This is a genomic window from Streptomyces griseoaurantiacus (assembly GCF_036189845.1).
Classification (GTDB): domain Bacteria; phylum Actinomycetota; class Actinomycetes; order Streptomycetales; family Streptomycetaceae; genus Streptomyces; species Streptomyces griseoaurantiacus.
Window position 1 is genome coordinate 2,637,937 of the sequence record NZ_CP108326.1, and the last position, 17,164, is coordinate 2,655,100.

The following is a 17,164-nucleotide window of genomic DNA, read 5'->3' on the forward strand; positions in this document are numbered from 1 at the left end:
GGTCGCGGTCGCCGCCGGGACCAGTGGCGGCCGCAACCTCGGTCTGACAGACCCACCCTTCCCGCCGCGCCCGGACCGTACCGTGGGGGCATGGCGAACAACGGTGAGCTGCGGGAGTTCCTGCGTACCCGGCGGGCAAGGGTGCGGCCCGAGGACGTGGGCATCGAGACGGGCGGGCGGCGCCGGGTGCCGGGGCTGCGGCGCGAGGAGGTCGCGATGCTGGCCGGGGTGAGCGTCGACTACTACTCCCGTCTGGAGCAGGGGCGCCGCCGGCTGCAGCCCTCCGAGCAGGTGCTCGACGCGCTGGCCCGGGCGCTGCGGCTGACCGAGGTCGAGCGGCTGCACCTGCACCATCTCGTACGGTCGGCCGTCGCCCCGCCCGCGCCGGAGGCGCCCCGGCTGCCGCCCCTGGACGAGGGCATGCGGCTGGTGCTGGACGGCATGCCGACGCCCGCGATGGTCGTCGACTCCTTCGGGGACGTGCACGCCATGAACCGCATGGGGCGGGCGCTGCTGGTGGGGCTCGAACCGATGCCCTCGGCGACGTCCAGCCATCTGCGCTGGCTGTTCCTGGACCCGTCGGCGCGGGAGCTGCTCGTCGAGTGGGAGATGGTCGCGCGGGTGAGCGTGGGGGTACTGCGGGAGGCCGCGGGCCGTTATCCGCGCGATCCGAGGATGCACCACCTGGTCGGCGAACTGTCCGTCGCGAGCGCGGAGTTCCGCGGCTGGTGGGCCGGGCACGAGGTGGACGTGCGCTGCCGGGGCACCAAGCGGCTGCGGCACCCCGTCGTGGGCGAGCTGGTCCTGCACGTGGAGGCCATGCGGCTGCAGGACGGGGAGCGCTGGCTGTACGCCTACGCGGCGGAGCCGGACTCGCCCTCGGCGCAGGCGCTGCGGCTGCTCGGTACGTGGGCGGCGACGCAGGACGCGGAGCAGACGGACCGCGGGACCGTCGGCGGGCACGGCACCGGGGCCGGGACCGGGACCGGGACCGGGACCGGGGCCCAGGTGGACGGTGCGGCGGTCGGCCCGGGCGGCGACGAGACGGCGCTCCACCGCGAGCACCCGGCCGGCTGACGCCCCGCCGGAGAGGGTGTTCCGGCCGAGGGGGTGTCCGCCGGAGAGGTGCCCCGGCCGAGGGGGGTGTCCCGGCCGAGAGGGCGCCCCGCCGGAGAGGGTGTTCCGGCCGAGAAGGCGCCCCGGCCGAGAAAGCGTCCCGCAGGAGAGGTGCCCCGGTGGAAAGGTGTCCCGGCCGAGGGGGTGTCCCGTCGGCCGGTGGGCTCCTCAGGTGACGATTCCCGTGAGGTACGCCGACACCACCACGTTGGCCGTGTACGTGCGGCTCGCCTCGTCGTACGTGCCGCCGCAGGTGATCAGCCGCAGCTCGGCGCGGCCCGCCCTGCGCGGCCCGTACGCCGCGCGGGCGTCGAAGTGGTCGCGGGCCAGCACCTGGACGCCCTCGACGGTGAACTCGGCGACCCGGTCGTCCTCCCGCACGACCCGGATCCGCTGCCCGGGCCGCAGGGTGCTCAGCCGGTAGAAGACGGCCGGCCGCGTCTCGGTGTCGACGTGGCCCACGATCAGCGCGGTCCCGACGGCGCCGGGCCGCACCCCGTCCTCGTACCAGCCGACCTCGCCGGGCCGGGTGAAGGGCGGCGGCTCGATGGCCCCCTGCCCGTCCAGCCCGCGCGGCACGACCGGGGCGGTGACGTCCAGCGCGGGGATGTCCAGCCGCCGGGGGGCCGCCCCGGTCAGCGGGCGGGCGGGGGACGGCAGGCGGACGTCGGCAGGCCGGCCGACCGCGGCGACGTCACCGGTGGTCGGCGCCGACACGCCGAGCCGGAGGTCGGTCAGGGTCTGCCCCCACAGCCACAGCCCGAGGAGCGCGAGCGCCCAGGTCACCCCGGTGACGACCCGCCCGGCGCCCGGGGAACGTCCACGGCGTGCGCGCACGGCACTCAGTCCCTGCCGGGCCGGCGGACCCGCGCCGCCAGCACCGCCGAGACCAGGGCGACCCCGGCGAGGAGCAGTCCGGCCAGGAGCTGCCGGCCGGTGGGTCCGGTCTCGCCGGTCCGGGGCGCGGACCGGGAGTCGGCGACGTGCGCCGCGTAGCCGCCACCGGCGGGCACGGGGGCGACGGGCGAGGCCGGAGCGGGGGCGAAACCGGGAGCCGCGGGACCGGGAGCCGCGGCACCGGCGGCAGGATCGGCGGGGCGGGCGGCGGGGGCGAGGGAACGGGCGCCCCCGCCGACCGCGGCACCGTACGCGGCCGGGGCCACCGGCCCCGCCACGAGGGCGACCGTGCCGGCCACCAGCACCCCGGCACGCACAGCGACCGAAACCGAACTCATCGTGAACCTCCAGACACACCTGGAGATTCCCCCGCCGCCTCCCGCCCCGCATCCGGAGACCGGTACCTCTACGCCGAACGAGTGAGGCGAGGTTTACCGCCTCGGAACCACCGGCCGCAGTGCCCGGCGCGCTCCGTCACGGTCCGGCAGTCCGGCGCGGTCCGACAGTCTGACGCGGACCATCGCGGTCCGGACGGTCCATCACGGTCCGGACGGTCCGGCGCGGTCCGTACGGTCCGGCGCGGTCCGTACGGTCCGGCGCGGTCCGTACGGTCCGGCGCGCGTCAGATCCAGTCGACCAGGTCCGCGATCGAGTCGACGATCTGCGAGGGCCGGTACGGGTAGTCCTCGACCTGGTGCGGCCGGGTCAGCCCGGTGAGCACCAGGAACGTCCGCATCCCGGCCTCGATGCCGGCGAGCACGTCGGTGTCCATCCGGTCGCCGATCATGGCGCTGGACTCGGAGTGCGCGCCGATGGCGTTCAGCCCGGTGCGCATCATGAGCGGGTTGGGCTTGCCCGCGAAGTACGGGCTCTTCCCGGTGGCCTTGGTGATCAGCGCGGCCACGGCTCCGGTCGCGGGCAGCGGGCCCTCGGCGGAGGGGCCGGTCTCGTCGGGGTTGGTGCAGATGAAGCGGGCGCCGTCGTTGATGAGGCGGACCGCCTTGGTCATGGCCTCGAAGGAGTACGTGCGGGTCTCGCCGAGGACGACGTAGTCGGGCTCGTGGTCGGTGAGGACGTATCCGATGTCGTGCAGTGCGGTGGTCAGGCCCGCCTCGCCGACGACGTACGCCGTGCCGCCCGGCCGCTGGTCGTCGAGGAACTTGGCGGTGGCCAGGGCGGAGGTCCAGATGTTCTCCAGCGGGACGTCCAGCCCCATGCGCCGCAGGCGGGCGTGCAGGTCGCGGGGGGTGTAGATGGAGTTGTTGGTGAGCACGAGGAAGGGCCGCCCGGACTCCCGCAGCTTCTTCACGAAGGCGTCGGCCCCGGGGATCGGCACTCCCTCGTGGATGAGCACCCCGTCCATGTCGGTGAGCCACGACTCGATGGGCTTGCGCTCTGCCATGTCCGAATCTCCCGCTTTCCGGCCGTCTCGCCCCGACCACGTACCCCCAGCGTATCGATCGCGTTCTCCCGGGGGCCCGGGGCCCGCCCCGGACCCCCGGACCCCCGGGCCCCCGGTCCGGCGTTCCCGTCTGCCAAGGTGACCCCATGACCCGCACGACCGACGCATCCCCGCGCCCCCTGCGCACCGCCCTCATCGGCTACGGCCTGGCCGGCTCCGTCTTCCACGCCCCCCTCGTCGCCGCCACCCCCGGCCTCGTCCTGGACACGGTGGTCACCCGCGACCCCGAGCGCCGGGAGCAGGCCCGCGCCGAGCACGGCGACTCCCTGCGCTTCGCCGACACCCCCGACGCGCTGTGGTCCCGCGCCGGGGAGCTCGATCTCGTCGTGATCGCCTCCCCCAACCGCACCCACGTCCCGCTGGCGACCGCCGCCCTGAACGCCGGTCTCCCCGTGGTCGTCGACAAGCCGGTCGCGGGCACGGCCGCCGAGGCCCGCGCCCTGGCGGCGCTCGCGGAGGAGCGCGGTCTGCTGCTCTCCGTCTTCCAGAACCGCCGCTGGGACAACGACTTCCTCACCCTTGCCAAGCTCCTCGCCGAGGGCACCCTCGGCGAGATCACCCGCTTCGAGTCCCGCTTCGAACGCTGGCGCCCCGGCCTCAAGGGCGGCTGGCGCGAGTCCGGCGACCCGGCGGAGATCGGCGGCCTGCTCTACGACCTCGGCAGCCACGTCGTCGACCAGGCCCTGCGGCTGTTCGGCCCCGCCGCCACGGTCTACGCCGAGTCGGACGTCCGCCGCGAGGGCGCGCAGGCCGACGACGACACGTTCATCGCGCTCACGCACACCGGCGGCGTCCGCTCCCACCTCTACGTCTCCGCCACCACCCCGCAGCTCGGCCCCCGCTTCCGCGTCCTCGGCTCGAAGGCCGGCTACGTCAAGTACGGCCTGGACCCCCAGGAGGCGGCCCTGCGCGAGGGCGCCCGCCCCGGCGCGACGGACGAGCCCTGGGGCACGGAACCCGAGGAGGCGTGGGGCCGCGTCGGCAGCGGGGAGTCCCCGGCGACCGGCGGCGGCCGTCCCGAACCGACGCTCCCGGGCGACTACCCGGCCTACTACGCGGCGGTCGCCGCCGCCCTCACCGGTACCGGCGACAACCCGGTCACCGCCCTGGAGGCCGCCGCCGCCCTGGACGTCCTCGAAGCCGCCCGCCGCTCGGCCCGCGAGGGCGTCACGGTCACGCTGTAGGCGCGGCTTCCCCGCCCTCCCCGCCTTCGCGGAGGAAGTCGTCCGTCGTGAGTTTGATGCCGACCGGTGTCCGGGTCAGGTCGACCGGGTCGCCGAAGTCGGAGGTCAGGCTCGCGCGGTACTCGCCGTCCTTGGGCAGCGTATGCAGGTGCCACTCGCCGGTGTACGGATCGACGATCAGGTACACCGGCACGCCGGCCACCGCGTACGTCTCCCGCTTGGGGCCGTAGTCATTGGCCGCCGTGTCCTTGGAGATGACCTCTGCCACGAACTCGACGTCCTGGTGGCGCCAGCGCCCCTTGCCGTCCTTGACCGCACCGTCCTTGAGGGCGACGACGTCGGAGGCGAAGCCGTTGAGACGGCCGGGATAGTCGATCCGGACGTCGGACTTCACGCGCTGCCGCGGATACCGCGCCCGCAACTGCTCGACGATGTCCAGGATGATGTCCCAGTGGTTGTCCCGCTGCGGCGACATGTGGACGGCCCCCCGGACGATCTCGACCTTGTATCCCTCGGGGGTCGGCTCGAGCCACTCGAACATCATGTCCAGCGTGCGCTCGTCGCTCTGCTCGGCCATCGCAGTCCTGTCATCGAGAACAGTCACTGTGGCGCTCCTCCCCGCTCCCGCGGGAACGCGGGCAGTCGCGCGGTACAACGATACGCTCGGCGCCCAGGTCACGCCGGGCCGCGTCCCACGACCCGACGTCCCGCTCCTCGTCCGCTCAGACCCGGGACGGCTCCCCCGACGCCTCCCGGTACAGCACCGCCCGTTCCGCCGCCGTCCAGGCCGCGCTGGTCACCACGTACAGCGCGGCGGCCAGCGGGACGAGGGCGACGGTGACGAGGGTGAAGTAGGGCAGGAAGGGCGTCACCCGGGTCACCGCGCCGAGCGCGCCGGCCGCCGGTCCGGCGCCGGGGCCGGCCCCGGCGGGCGCGGCCGCCGCCATGCCGCGCCTGGTGCGTCGGCAGCTGAACGTGGCGACCACGCCGACGAGGGCGAACAGCGCGAGGTACACGAGTCCCTGCGCCCCGAAGGGCCCGCCGTGTCCGAGGGCGTCGGCCCAGCGTCCGCCGAGCGGGGCGGCCAGCAGCCGGTGGTGCAGCAGTCCGTTCGGGCCGTCGCCGAGGGAGGAGCTGGAGAACAGGTGGTAGAGGAGGAGGAAGGCGGGCGCCTGGAGCAGGCTGGGCAGGCAGCCGCCGAGCGGTGAGACCCGTTCGCGGGCGTGCAGTTCGAGCACCGCCTCCTGCAACTTCCTCGGGTCGTCGCGGTGCCGCTCGCGCAGTTCGGCGATGCGCGGCCGCAGCGCGGCCCCGGCCTTCTGCCCGCGTGCGGCGGCCCGGGACAGCGGGTGGACGAGGAGTCGTACGAGCGCGGTGAAAAGGACGACGGCGGCGGCCGCGGCCGACCCGTGGAACAGCGGCTGGAGCAGGTCGGCGAAGTTCTCGACGACCTCCGCGACGACGGACAGGGGGCCGGACAGGGGGCCCGCCAGGACGGCGGACCCGGAACCGGACGGGACAGGGACGGGGGATGCGGCAGGGGCCAGGGATGTGACCGCGGACATGGGGGAACCCTCCGGGGCTCTCGTCGTGCCGGATGTGACGTGCGTGTCGGCATGACGACCCGCGTGGGGGCACGGCGGACCCGGGCACCAGGTGCCGGGGCGGGCTCGGGACTCCCTACACGGTCGCCGGGAGGGCGTGTCCGGGGGCCCGGGGCCGGGTGCGCCCGGCGGCGTCGGGGTCCCGTTGCGGCAGGAACGCCGTGCGGCGCGCGCGGTCGCGCAGCGCGGTGCGCACCCGGGTGGGCGGCACGGCGGGCGCGCAGCGCGCGGTGAGGACCGCGCAGGCGAGGAGGGCGGCGCCGACCGCGGTGGCGGTGGCGGCGAAAGCGATGCCGGCGGACAGACCGCCGGCGTCGAGCACGGCGATCTGGAGGAGCACGAGGAACAGCAGCACGGTGGAGGGCCGCGGACGCGCCGGGGTGCGAGTCACCACGAGGCCCCTCCCTCTCCCGTTCGCTCACGTGTTCCGGTTGCCGTTATACCCGATCGCCGGCCGTCGCGGGCTCCGTGATGAGGGGTTCCAGGAGCCGCCGGGGGGCGAGCAGGGCGCGGCTGACCGGATTGTCGGGGTTCGGGTCCAGGCCGGGTCCGGGGAGCATCACGACGTCCCCGACCGGGACGACGATCCCGCAGGCGGGGCACTCGCCGTAGGGGCCGAGCTCCTGGTCGGTGCCGCACACGGCGTGCCGCATGATCCGCCGCTGGCTCAGCGTGACGTGCTGCCGTCCCCACAGGCCGAGCGACCGCACCACGGGCCACAGCGCGAGGCCGGCTTCGGTGAGCACGTACTCCTCGCGCGGCGGCGACTGCTGGTAGCGCCGCTTCTCGAGGATGCCGTGGGCGGTGAGTGTCTGCAGTCGCGTGGCGAGGACGGCCCGCGGGATGCCGAGGTGGACGAGGAAGTCGTTGTACCGCCGCACGCCGTAGAACGCGTCGCGCACGAGCAGCAGCGTCCACCGCTCGCCGACGACCTCGAGCGCCCCGGCGATGGAGCAGTCCTGCGTCGCGTAGTCCTTGCCCAGTGCCATGACTCCACTGTAACCACTTTTCCCTTCCTTGGTTCGATGAACGAACCAACCCGTGTTAGGGTCGCGGACATCGAAGGTTCGGTCATCGAACTCACCCATCGCCGCGTGAGTGCGCCGAGCCCACGACCCTCGCAACGAAGGACAGGCCGTCATGCCACAGTTGGACCACTCCGCGTCCGGCGCGGTGGAATCGGCGCCCACCGCCGTCCGTCACACCCCCTCGGCTCCCCCGGCTCCCGCGCCCCCGCGTCCGGCCGCCACGCTGGCCGTGACCAGCGCGGCCACCGCCGTCGCGTTGATGACCTACACCGTGCCGATGGTGACGCTGCCCGGCACCGCCGCCGCCCTGCACACCCCCCTGTCGGCACAGGCGTGGCTGCTCAACGGCACCCCGCTCGGCCTCGCCGCGCTGCTGCTGGTCGCGGGCAGCCTGGCCGACGACTACGGCCGCCGCCGGGTCTTCCTGGCCGGCACCTTGGCCCTCGGCATCACCACCGTGCTCGGCGCGCTCGCCGGTTCCACCTGGCTGTTCACGCTGGCCCGGGTGGCCCAGGGCGCGGCCAGCGCCGCCCTCCTCGCCAGCAGCCTCGGCCTCCTCGTGCACGCCTTCCCGACCGCGCGCGAACGGCTGCACGCGACGGGCGTGTGGGGCGCGTTCGTCAGCGGCGGCATCGCGCTCGGCCCGCTGCTCGCCGGCGCGCTGCCCGGCTGGCGGCTCGTCTACGGCGTCCTCGGCGCCGTCGCGCTGCTGATCGCCGCCCTCGGCACCCGCATCCTCACCGAGTCCCGGGCCCCGCGCGGCGGCCGCCCGGACCTTGCCGGCGCCGCCGTCTTCAGCCTCGCCCTGGTCGCCCTGGTCGCCGCCCTCACCCTGGGCCGCGAAGGCTGGCTGCGCGCGCCGGTGTGGCTGCTGCTGGCCGCGACCGTCGTACTGCTCGCCGGCTTCGCGCTGATCGAACACCGCTCCCGCAAGCCGATGATCGACCTGTCGCTGCTGCGCCGGCCGCGCTTCCTCGGCTCGTCGGCGGCCGGGCTGTTCACGGGCCTGTCGGTGATCGGCATGTTCAGCTACCTGCCCGCGTTGCTCCAGGGCGGCATGGGCCTGTCGGTGCTGGACTCGGCGTGGCTGGTCCTGCTCTGGTCAGGGCTGTCCTTCGCGGTGGCGCTCCAGGCGAAGCGGCTCGCGGGCCGGGTCGCAGCCCGCCACCAGCTCGCCCTCGGCTTCCTTCTGCACGCGATCGGCGTCCTGACGATGCTGGGCGCGTTCGGCGCGGGTTCCTGGCACCGTCTGCTGCCCGGCCTCGTGGTGAGCGGCGTGGGCAGCGGCCTCCTCAACGCCGCGCTCCCCCTGGTCTCGGTCGACTCCGTCCCCCCGGAGCGCGCGGCCATGGGTTCCGGCGCCCAGCAGACCTTCCGCTACATAGGTTCCTGCGCGGGCGTCGCCCTGACCATCGCCCTGGTCACCTCCTCCGGCTCGCTGTCCCATGGGGCGAACGTGGCGATGCTGGTCTCGATCGCCCTGGCGGGCGCGGGCGCGGTGACGGTGGCGGCGCTGAAGTAGACCGCCCGGCAGTGGACCGCCCGGTGCGAGCCCGAAAGGGTCCCGGGGCGGCGGGGACGAACCCCCACCGCCCCTCTCCCAATGTCGGCGACCGGCAGTACCGTGTTCCGCATGCGCCCCGACACGCCTGCCGAAAACGTCGACCACCCCACGGAGGCGGCCCGCCTGGAGCGGACCGCCGGCCTGTACCCCGAGGACGCCGAGGCCCTGCTGCTGCAGGCCGCGGCCCACCGGGAGTTGTCCGGCGACCGCCCCGCCGCCACCGCGCTCTACGACCGCCTGCTCGCCTCCTCCCACCCCCTGGAGAACCCCCACCTCGTGCGCGCCCTGAAGGCGTCGAACCTGTGGGAGTACGGCCACGAGGCCGAGGCCCGCGCCATCATCGACGGCGTCCGCGCGGCCGGCCCGCGCGACCCCGCCGCCTGGGTGATCGTCGCGGAGGCCCTGGAGCAGCACGACGAACTTCAGGCGGCCCAGGAGACGTTCAGCGAGGGCGCCACACTGCTGATCGCGGGCGAGGCGCAGCCGCCGCAGTCCACGCACGCCCTCCTCTTCGGCCGCCACCGGGTGCGCCGCATGCTGGGCGCGGCGCACGACGACTGGGACCTGCTGGCGGACACCCTGCACAACCTCCCCGTCTCCCTCGACGAGTTGCACGACCCCAAGCGGGTCTGGTCCCTCGGCTCGGACAACCCGGCGGAGCTGCAGGCGGAGATCTCCCGGCTGCGCGCGGAGCTGGGCGCGTTCCGCCAGGCGCTGTCCCGCCCGTTCCCGGTGGCGGTGCTGCACTGGCCGAAGGAGGAACTGACCGAACTCCTCGCGGCCTACCCGACGCTGGAGACGGAGTACCCCTCGCACGAGGAGCACCTGGCGACGACCGAGCGCTCGCTGCGCGAACTCGCCGCCTCCGGCACCCCCAACCTGGGCATCGTCACCGGCACGGTCCCCTCCTACGAGGCCTTCGCCGCCTCCGAGGCGTCCTCCCCCTCGGACCCGGCCCTGCTCCCCCAGTACGCGACGACCCTGGCGGCGCGCGGCCGGGCGCGGCAGTGGCCCCCGCAGCACGGCACGGCCTGCTGGTGCGGCTCGGACGCGCCGTACGAGACGTGCCACGGGGGCGAGGCGTAGCGGCAGCGGGCGGGCGGCGGGCCGGCCGGTCACCGATCGCCGCTCACCAGTTGGCGCACCGGTCCCCGATTGCCGGTCACCGATTGCCGGTCACCGCTCCGGGTGCCGGTCACCGCTCCGGGTGCCGGGGGTCGCCCTTCGGCACGGGCGGCGGGCCGAACAGCGTCAGCCCGTACCGGGTCAGCACGTCCACGTGGTCCTCGTCGTGGCGCCCGTCGGCGGCACCGACGGACCGGAAGTACTCCTCGACGGCGCCGGGGTTGTTGATGACCAGCACCTGCGCCGTCTCGGTGATCGGCTGGAAGGTGTGGGGCACGAACCGGGGCCCGAAGACGTAGGCCCCCTCCTCGGCCTCGTGGACCTCGCACTCGTCGAGCGAGGTCGAGCCGACCCAGAACCGCACCCGGCCGGCGAGGACGACCCAGCTCTCGTCCTCCCGGCTGTGGCTGTGCAGGGGCGGCGCGTCCTGCTGCCGCATCACCAGCCGCGCCACGGTCACGGCGCCACCCGTCTCGGTGTGCGACACGACCTGTTCCTGCACGGTGTCGTAGTACGTGTAGGTGGTGCCCTCGCCCGGATTGCGCACCAGAGGCATGCTCATGCGGGTCTCCCTGCTCGTCGGCGGCCGCCCCGACCTCTTATGGTTGACCGTTCAATCATCACTCGGGGAACCGCGCGGCGGCAGACCGAGGGACCGCAACCGGCCATGATCACCCCTCACGGCGCGGGAAGCACCGAACGGACCGCCAGCCCCAGGACGACGGCGCTGGAGACCAGGGCGGTGCACAGGCGTCCGCGCGGCCCGGTGAGCGCCCGCCCCAGCAGCGCACCCCCGCCGACGAGCAGCAACTGCCAGCTCGCGGACGCCACGAAGGCCGCGAGGACGAACCCGGCCTTCTCCCACCCTCGCGACACGGCACCGCCGGGCGCGGCGAGCACCAGCGCCGTGAAGTAGACGACGGTCACCGGGTTCAGGAGCGTGACCCCGAGGAACCCGACGTACGCCCGCCCGGAAGTCGCCGGTTCCCGCTGACTTCCGCCCCCGGTGAGCCCCTTGCGGTACCCGGCGAGGGCCGCGGCGGCGCCCCGGCACGCCAGCACGAGGAGCACGGCGGCCGAAACCCAGCGCAAGGGGGTCGCGATCGGGGCGATCAGGGGCGCGAGCGAGGCGCCTCCCACCACCGAGACCAGCGCGTAGAGCCCGTCGGCCGTCGCCACCCCCAGCGCGGCGAAGACGCCGACCCGCGGGGAGGTGCGCGCGGTGAGCCCGACCAGCCAGGTCGCCACCGCTCCCACCGGCATGGCGATGCCATAACCGGCGAGGAGCCCCGCGACCAGGGCCGCGCTCACGCGCGCGACGGCATCGACCTCCGCCGGGGACGGCCCTGCTGCTGACCGCGCCCCGCGACGGCGGAGGTGGTCATGGGCAGCGGGCGAACGCCAGTCGAGGTCATGCCCGGATACTCCAGCGGGCCACCCCACCCCGGCAACGGAATTTCGGAGCCGCGCCACCCCGAACCCTCACCGGCGATGCCCCGACGTCGACACACCCTCGACCGCGGTGCCGTCCGGAGCGAAGGAGTCGTGGAAGGTGAAGGCGTGCGGCGCGGGACCGTGCTCGTGCAGGTGCTCCAGCCTCGTGACCCCGTCCCGCCAGACGGGTATCGCCCCCTCCGGCACCCACCAGCACGCGTGGCCCGGATGTCCCGTCCTCTCGAACCAGTCGTACCGCCTGCCGAGCGCCCCACGGTGCACCCCGGTGTAGACCGCCTCGAAGGCCGGCCCCGGACCGGTCCAGAGCGAGAGGGTCGCGGCCAGCGCGGTGGTCTCCGCCGTTCGCCCCTTGCCGTACCACCCCGGCACGACGAACTCCCCCCACACCCCCCAGTCCGCCCCGAACAACCCGCCCCGCCCGGCATCCTCCGCCACGGCATCCCCGAGATACCCGGGAGCCCCCCGCACCTCCCGATATACGGCCTCCCCCGCCTCGTAGAACTCCCGCGTGAGCCCCCCGGAATCGGCAAGGGGCGCCTTGAGCACGCCGAAGGTGTAGAGCGCGAGGTGAGGCATGGGTGTCTCCCTGGTCGGGGGCCGAGGGCACCCCTTCTTCGGTGGAGCGTGCATGGGGGCGGGCGTCCGCGCAGCGCGCCCTCGTCCTCCCCTCACGACTGACTGTTCGACGCGACTCCGCAGGACTGCGGGCAACGCCGAGGGCCAGGTGAGGCTAGTTGTCGGTGCGGACCCTGTCCAAGTTGCGTTTCGACCGTCCAAATGGCCTTTCGCCGTGGGGCAGCGGCGGATGCCCGCATGGTGATCTCGCAGTTCCTCCCACCACGCCCCATGCCCTGATGCGAAGGATGAGCGAGAAGAGGCGCCTGATCACTGCGCGCGCCGAAACCGTCGTCGATTCCACGACCGCCCCCTCTCCCGGGGCGATCGGTCCATTCGCTGCCTCTACGAAGGGCGTACCGCCCACCACGATGGACGTCTGCCGCCGCGAACCGGTACACGACGACGGTTTCGTCGACGGACGAATGTGTCAGTCGACGCAGGTAGCCGGCAGGATCAGCCTTCACCGACCGAGACGACTTACGTTCCGGAGACGCGACAGCATTGGACGATGTGAGGCCCTCCTCCCCCGGCGTTTCGGCACGCATGTCACGCCAGGCCAGCAAGAACACGAGCGCCGAGCTGGCCGTTCGACGCCTGCTGCACGAGGCCGGACTGCGCTACCGCGTGGAGTACCCGGTGCCGGGGATGGCGCGACGGCGCATCGACGTGGCGTTCACTCGCGCCCGGGTGGCAGTTCTGATCGACGGGTGCTTCTGGCACGGGTGCCCCCAGCACGCCACGCACCCGAAGGCCAACGCCGAGTGGTGGCGCAACAAGCTGGATCGAAACATGGCTCGTGACCGAGAGACGACGGAGCATCTGACCGCTATCGGGTGGACGGTGCTGCGGTTCTGGGAGCATGAGGATCCGAAAGACGTGGCAACTCGGGTGAAAGCGGTCGTGCGACAACGCCTGGCGGAGCGGGCGGGAAAGTAGGGCAGGAAGCGTGGGGGGACGGCCGACATTCGTGGACGTGTGCTCAGGGGCGGGCGGACTCGCACTCGGCTTGGAGCAGGCGGGGTTCGAACCCCGCCTGCTCCTGGACGACGACGAGGACGCCGTCACGACCCTGCGGGCCAACCGACCGCAGTGGAACGTGCTCCACACGGACCTGATCGACTTCAACCCGATCGATCACCCTGAGAGCTATGACGTGGATCTCCTCTCGGCAGGTCTGCCGCGGGTGAAATCGAGTGCGACCGCCAAGCGGGCGGAGTCCGGGGAGGAGGAACGCCTCTTGAGGGCTGCGGTCCACTTGGTACACGCCATCAGACCACGGGCGGTGATCATCGAAAACGTTCCCGACCTCGCCCACTCGGACAGGTATCAGTCCTTCCGTGACTTCGCCCGTGCCGAACTTGCCCACCTGGGTTATGAGTTCAGCTGGTTCGTCGTGAACGCCGTGGCCTTCGGGGTGCCGCAGAACCGGAAGCAGGGTGTCCTGGTTGCCGTCGAACGGAGTTGTGCCGGGGCCTACCGACCGCCGGCCCCCACGGTGACGCGGCCACAGACGGTCGGTGCCGCCCTGGAGGTGTCCATGGCGGCACGCGGTTGGCCGGACGCCGCCCGGTGGGCCGCCCAGGCGGACCAGCCGGCTCCGACACTGGTCGGAGGCTCGAAGAACCGAGGTGGTGCCGACCTCGGGCCGACCGGCGCCAAACGGAAGTGGGCGTCCATGGGCGTCAACGGCCACACGGTGGGCGACGCGGTTCCCGGCCCCGACTTCGTGTGGGACCCCCTGCTGGGCAGGGAGAACATGGTGAAGATCACAGTCGAGCAGGCGGCGCTCATCCAAGGGTTTCCCGAGTCCTGGGAGGTCACGGGCCGGAAGACGGCCCGGTACCGCCAGATCGGCCACGCGACACCGCCACCCGTCGGCCAGGCGCTGGGTCGGACCGTCGCCAGAGCTCTGCTCGGGGATCCGGTGGCTCCCGCTGCCGGCTAGACTTCCGCGACATGACCAGCACGCCACCCCACCAGTCCATCCTCGACAAACCCTTTGTCCTGGACCTCTTCGCCGGTCCCGGTGGGTTGGACTCCGCCTGTCACAGGCTGGGGATCCCGAGTCTGGGGATCGAGTGGGACAAGAGCGCGTGCCTGACGCGTTACGCGGCCGGCCTGGACACCCTGCACGCCGACGTGAGCGCGGTCCGCAGGGAGTCCTTCGAGTCGCTTCCGCCGGAGATCAACGTGCTCGCCGGCGGTCCGCCGTGCCAGACGTACTCGGTGGCCGGGAAGGGCGCGGGACGCAAGGCTCTGGAAGAGGTCAAGGAGTTCATCAACCGACTCATGGCGGGTGACTCCGACGAGGAGATCGACAAGAGATTGGGGAACCTCAGCGATCCGCGCACGGCGTTGGTGCTCGAACCGCTCCGCTACGCGATCCAGGCCACCCGGAGCCCGAACCGAGGGCGCCGACCGTACGACGTCATAGTCCTGGAACAGGTCCCCGCTGTGAGGGCGCTCTGGGACCGCTACGCCGAAGTCCTGCAAGAGATCGGCCTCCCCGACGGAACCAAGTACGAGGTCGTCGTCGACGTCCTCAATACCGAGACCTACGGAGTGCCGCAGACCCGGTCCCGAGCCGTGCTGATCGCCCGTCGGGCGGGGCTCGGCGCGCCCTCGCTGCCCGAAGCGAGCCACCGTGCCTACGAGACCAAGGGATGGAACCGGACGAACGTCGGCAACCCGGTGCAGGCCACCCTTGACGAGGCCGACAGCACAGAAACCCCCTCACAGCGCACGGAGGGGGACGAGCCGGCCCCTTGGGTGTCGATGGGGGATGTCCTCACCGAGCGCAGGACGCCGTTCCTGGTCCGGTCGAACTACGGCAGCTCCGGAGTTCCTGGACGACGCGGCGTACGGACCGACCGCCAGCCCGCTACCACGGTCACCGGTCGCATCTCGCGCTTCGTGGTCTTCGAACCTGTCGGCGACCACCACCTCGACACCGTCTGCGAAGGTCCGAGGTTCAGCATGAACGAGGCGGGGATGCTGCAGAGCTTTCCGCCGGACTACCCGTGGTCGGGCACCGCACAGGCCCAACAGGTGGGCAACGCCGTGCCGCCCCTCTTCGGGGCACATCTCCTGAGCGCGGCGCTCGGCCTGCCCGCGCCGCACCCGGAGACGATGCGGGAGCCGTGGATACCGGCCACGGAGGAGCAACGGGCCAAGCTTCGGAGCCAGGGCTGCGGGGCGGCGGACGACTGCACCGCCCGCTGCCCACGGCCCGAGTAGTTCGACGCCGCCGTATCAGTCCTCCTTGTTCCGGCCCCTGACCGGGGCCGTCTCGAACAGCTCCGTGAAGTAGTCGGTGAGGGCTGTCACGGACTCCTCCGGAACGGGGTCTTCGTCGGGCCCGTCGGGAAGGACGTGCCGCGACACCGGTGGCGCCGTCTGCGCCTCCTCGATCCAGTCCCGCAAGCAGGCGGGGTCCCGGGACCCGTCGGGTGCGAAGGCATCGTAGATCACGGTCGCTCCGGCCGCGTTGATGGCGACGCTCAGCCCGTTGATCTCCCGTCCCGTGGTGACCTTCCCGTTCTTCAGGAGACGGACCAACGCCTGGGCCGTGGGGCGGTGGTCGATCAGGTCCTTCCGGAGCACGGTGTGGATCAGATCCTGATTGCCGCAGGCGACTTCGACCGGCTGGTAGTCCGGTCCGTCCCGGAACAGTTCGGCCGCCCACCACAGGCGGGAGAAGCACTGTCGGTCCGCGGGCCCCTGGAAGCGCGCCGCAGCTACACCCCGGGACGGCTCCGCCAGGTGTCGCCACACGACATAGTCAGGGGCGACCGCCAGCGCCAAGTGGTTCCACAGCCGCCTGTCCGCCGCTTCCTGCCGCGTGAGACGCAGCGTGGCGTGGAGTCGGGGCGCGAGCCAGGCATCGGCTCGGGTGCGCTCCTCGTCGAAGGCGAACATGGCGTCGTCCACCAGACTGCGGATCGGCTCGACCGACCATCTGGCGTCGTCCTCGGGCAGAGGCTCGACGACCTTGGCGAGGTCGATGCCGCTGTGGACCTCATCCCCCCTGAGCAGACCCTCGGTGAGGAAAGGATCCGCAGCCGAGTTGGAGAGCAATGCCAGACGCTCCGGCATGTGGTGAGGCTGGGTGATCACGTCTCGCTCTCCCTCTTCGTCCGTTCCAGGCTGCGGATCATGAAGCCCACCGCCTTGGCGGCATCGGCACGCCGGACCGCCGCGTAATGGATGCGCGTCTGCAGCTCGCCCCAGCCCGAGTCACCGGTACGCCGGTGGTGGACCTGGCGCAGGGCCTCCTCCACATGCACGCCGGGGACGACGTCCGGGAGCATCTCCCGCAGCACCTCGCCCTGCCAGTCGGTCGGGAAGACCGGGCCCCCGCCGGGTTCCACCTCCAGATCGCCGATGGCGCCGTGGAACACCGCCGTCCACACGTCCGTGGACATCTGGGCGACGAGGAGGTCACGCACCTTGCTCTCCACGCCGGACCCATTGCTGTCCAACAGGCCGACGATGCCGTCGATATCGGTGTTGACGTACACGGTGGGGACTCGTGCCGTGGTGTCCACGAGCCAGGGCGCATCGGCGTAGGCGCGCAACCATTCCCTGGAGCTCTTGCTGAACGAGGCCTTCAGGACGTCCAGTCGCAGGCCCCTGACGGGCTCGTCGGACACGGTGTCGACGACCCAGCTCCGATCGGTCTCGGTGATCGACCGTCCCGGGACCCCATCGACCTTCCCGACGGCGTAGGCGCTGACGGAGGCACGACTCAGGTGGTCGTCGCGCAGCACGTCCAGGGAGCCCGACCAGTCACGGCCGTTCTCCGTGTCCCTCGTGAGAACCGTCGAGGTGCGGACGTTGGTCTCCCCGTCGGTCAGCACGGCGAGGACACGCAGGTCCGTCCAGGCGGCGTCCGGCGCGTCGGCGCCGGGGGGCAGCGTGGCCGAGAGGCCGATCGTGGCACTCACCCATTCCGCGTGGCCCGCGACACCGAGAGCGACGGCCTGTTCCTGAGTGGAGTAGGCGCTGGTGTCGAGCGGTTCGCGGGTGCGATCGGGCAGCGTGAGCGAGACCGACGTCACCCTGAGTGCGATCGGGCGGCTGAGTCGCTTGTACGGGTAGATCTTCACGCC

The 17,164-nt window shown here is 72.8% G+C and carries 19 protein-coding genes; 7 read left to right on the forward strand and 12 right to left on the reverse strand.

Annotated elements, in window-relative coordinates:
* Positions 1-90 precede the first annotated feature (90 nt).
* Entirely contained in the window at positions 91-1,077 is a 987-nt protein-coding gene (locus OHB09_RS11665) for a helix-turn-helix domain-containing protein (RefSeq protein ID WP_328918919.1), read from the forward strand.
* A gap of 207 nt (positions 1,078-1,284) precedes the next feature.
* On the opposite strand, the gene OHB09_RS11670 is transcribed toward OHB09_RS11665, so the two are convergent.
* The 3 genes from OHB09_RS11670 to OHB09_RS11680 all read right to left on the reverse strand — a co-directional run bounded on the left by OHB09_RS11670 (position 1,285) and on the right by OHB09_RS11680 (position 3,415).
* Complete coding sequence (locus OHB09_RS11670) at positions 1,285-1,953, reverse strand: class F sortase (RefSeq protein ID WP_319351071.1); 669 nt, start codon at positions 1,951-1,953, stop codon at positions 1,285-1,287.
* Positions 1,954-1,958: 5 nt separating this feature from the next.
* The gene (locus OHB09_RS11675; protein WP_319351070.1) at positions 1,959-2,351 is read right to left on the reverse strand and encodes a hypothetical protein; all 393 of its coding nucleotides are present in this window, start codon (positions 2,349-2,351) and stop codon (positions 1,959-1,961) included.
* Between the two features lie 284 nt (positions 2,352-2,635).
* On the reverse strand, positions 2,636-3,415 hold the full coding sequence (locus tag OHB09_RS11680) for an HAD-IIA family hydrolase (protein WP_006140683.1): 780 nt from the start codon (positions 3,413-3,415) through the stop codon (positions 2,636-2,638).
* A gap of 146 nt (positions 3,416-3,561) precedes the next feature.
* Between OHB09_RS11680 and OHB09_RS11685 the strand changes: the two genes are divergently transcribed.
* A complete protein-coding gene (locus OHB09_RS11685) occupies positions 3,562-4,659 on the forward strand; it encodes a Gfo/Idh/MocA family oxidoreductase (protein ID WP_167795884.1) in 1,098 nt (365 codons plus the stop codon).
* Here the strand turns inward: OHB09_RS11685 and OHB09_RS11690 are convergent.
* The 4 genes from OHB09_RS11690 to OHB09_RS11705 form a co-directional block, all read right to left on the reverse strand.
* Positions 4,649-5,263: a Uma2 family endonuclease gene (locus OHB09_RS11690; RefSeq protein ID WP_191890093.1), complete on the reverse strand. Its 615-nt coding sequence runs from the start codon at positions 5,261-5,263 to the stop codon at positions 4,649-4,651. The two genes, OHB09_RS11685 and OHB09_RS11690, sit on opposite strands and share 11 nt — an antisense overlap.
* A 118-nt stretch (positions 5,264-5,381) precedes the next feature.
* The gene (locus OHB09_RS11695; RefSeq protein WP_191890137.1) at positions 5,382-6,128 is read right to left on the reverse strand and encodes a YidC/Oxa1 family membrane protein insertase; all 747 of its coding nucleotides are present in this window, start codon (positions 6,126-6,128) and stop codon (positions 5,382-5,384) included.
* Between the two features lie 211 nt (positions 6,129-6,339).
* The gene (locus tag OHB09_RS11700; RefSeq protein WP_191890092.1) at positions 6,340-6,657 is read right to left on the reverse strand and encodes a DUF6412 domain-containing protein; all 318 of its coding nucleotides are present in this window, start codon (positions 6,655-6,657) and stop codon (positions 6,340-6,342) included.
* 43 nt (positions 6,658-6,700) lie between these two features.
* Entirely contained in the window at positions 6,701-7,252 is a 552-nt protein-coding gene (locus OHB09_RS11705; protein WP_191890091.1) for a winged helix-turn-helix transcriptional regulator, read from the reverse strand.
* 151 nt (positions 7,253-7,403) lie between these two features.
* Here OHB09_RS11705 and OHB09_RS11710 point away from each other — a divergent pair, with 151 nt between their 5' ends.
* Positions 7,404-8,813, forward strand: coding sequence for an MFS transporter (locus tag OHB09_RS11710; protein WP_093589077.1), 1,410 nt, complete (start codon positions 7,404-7,406; stop codon positions 8,811-8,813).
* A 111-nt stretch (positions 8,814-8,924) separates the two neighbouring features.
* Positions 8,925-9,941, forward strand: a complete 1,017-nt coding sequence (locus tag OHB09_RS11715; RefSeq protein ID WP_191853154.1) for a hypothetical protein — start codon at positions 8,925-8,927, stop codon at positions 9,939-9,941.
* A gap of 109 nt (positions 9,942-10,050) precedes the next feature.
* Here the strand turns inward: OHB09_RS11715 and OHB09_RS11720 are convergent, their stop codons facing one another.
* The 3 genes from OHB09_RS11720 to OHB09_RS11730 form a co-directional block, all read right to left on the reverse strand.
* Positions 10,051-10,542: a cupin domain-containing protein gene (locus OHB09_RS11720; RefSeq protein ID WP_319351068.1), complete on the reverse strand. Its 492-nt coding sequence runs from the start codon at positions 10,540-10,542 to the stop codon at positions 10,051-10,053.
* A gap of 116 nt (positions 10,543-10,658) precedes the next feature.
* Positions 10,659-11,291, reverse strand: coding sequence for a LysE family transporter (locus OHB09_RS11725; protein WP_328729295.1), 633 nt, complete (start codon positions 11,289-11,291; stop codon positions 10,659-10,661).
* A 171-nt stretch (positions 11,292-11,462) separates the two neighbouring features.
* The gene (locus OHB09_RS11730; RefSeq protein ID WP_328921941.1) at positions 11,463-12,011 is read right to left on the reverse strand and encodes a DUF3291 domain-containing protein; all 549 of its coding nucleotides are present in this window, start codon (positions 12,009-12,011) and stop codon (positions 11,463-11,465) included.
* A 585-nt stretch (positions 12,012-12,596) separates the two neighbouring features.
* Here OHB09_RS11730 and OHB09_RS11735 point away from each other — a divergent pair.
* Genes OHB09_RS11735 through OHB09_RS11745 form a run of 3 tightly spaced genes read left to right on the forward strand, consistent with a single transcriptional unit; the run spans position 12,597 to position 15,290 of the window.
* On the forward strand, positions 12,597-12,989 hold the full coding sequence (locus OHB09_RS11735) for a very short patch repair endonuclease (RefSeq protein ID WP_328921942.1): 393 nt from the start codon (positions 12,597-12,599) through the stop codon (positions 12,987-12,989).
* Between the two features lie 10 nt (positions 12,990-12,999).
* Positions 13,000-13,998: a DNA cytosine methyltransferase gene (locus tag OHB09_RS11740; RefSeq protein ID WP_328921943.1), complete on the forward strand. Its 999-nt coding sequence runs from the start codon at positions 13,000-13,002 to the stop codon at positions 13,996-13,998.
* 11 nt (positions 13,999-14,009) lie between these two features.
* On the forward strand, positions 14,010-15,290 hold the full coding sequence (locus OHB09_RS11745; RefSeq protein WP_319117237.1) for a DNA cytosine methyltransferase: 1,281 nt from the start codon (positions 14,010-14,012) through the stop codon (positions 15,288-15,290).
* Positions 15,291-15,305: 15 nt separating this feature from the next.
* Here the strand turns inward: OHB09_RS11745 and OHB09_RS11750 are convergent, their stop codons facing one another.
* Both OHB09_RS11750 and OHB09_RS11755 read right to left on the reverse strand, forming a co-directional pair.
* Complete coding sequence (locus OHB09_RS11750; RefSeq protein WP_006140697.1) at positions 15,306-16,169, reverse strand: DUF6339 family protein; 864 nt, start codon at positions 16,167-16,169, stop codon at positions 15,306-15,308.
* Complete coding sequence (locus OHB09_RS11755) at positions 16,166-17,161, reverse strand: hypothetical protein (RefSeq protein ID WP_234527075.1); 996 nt, start codon at positions 17,159-17,161, stop codon at positions 16,166-16,168. The genes OHB09_RS11750 and OHB09_RS11755 overlap by 4 nt, the downstream gene beginning before the upstream one ends.
* Positions 17,162-17,164: the final 3 nt, after the last annotated feature.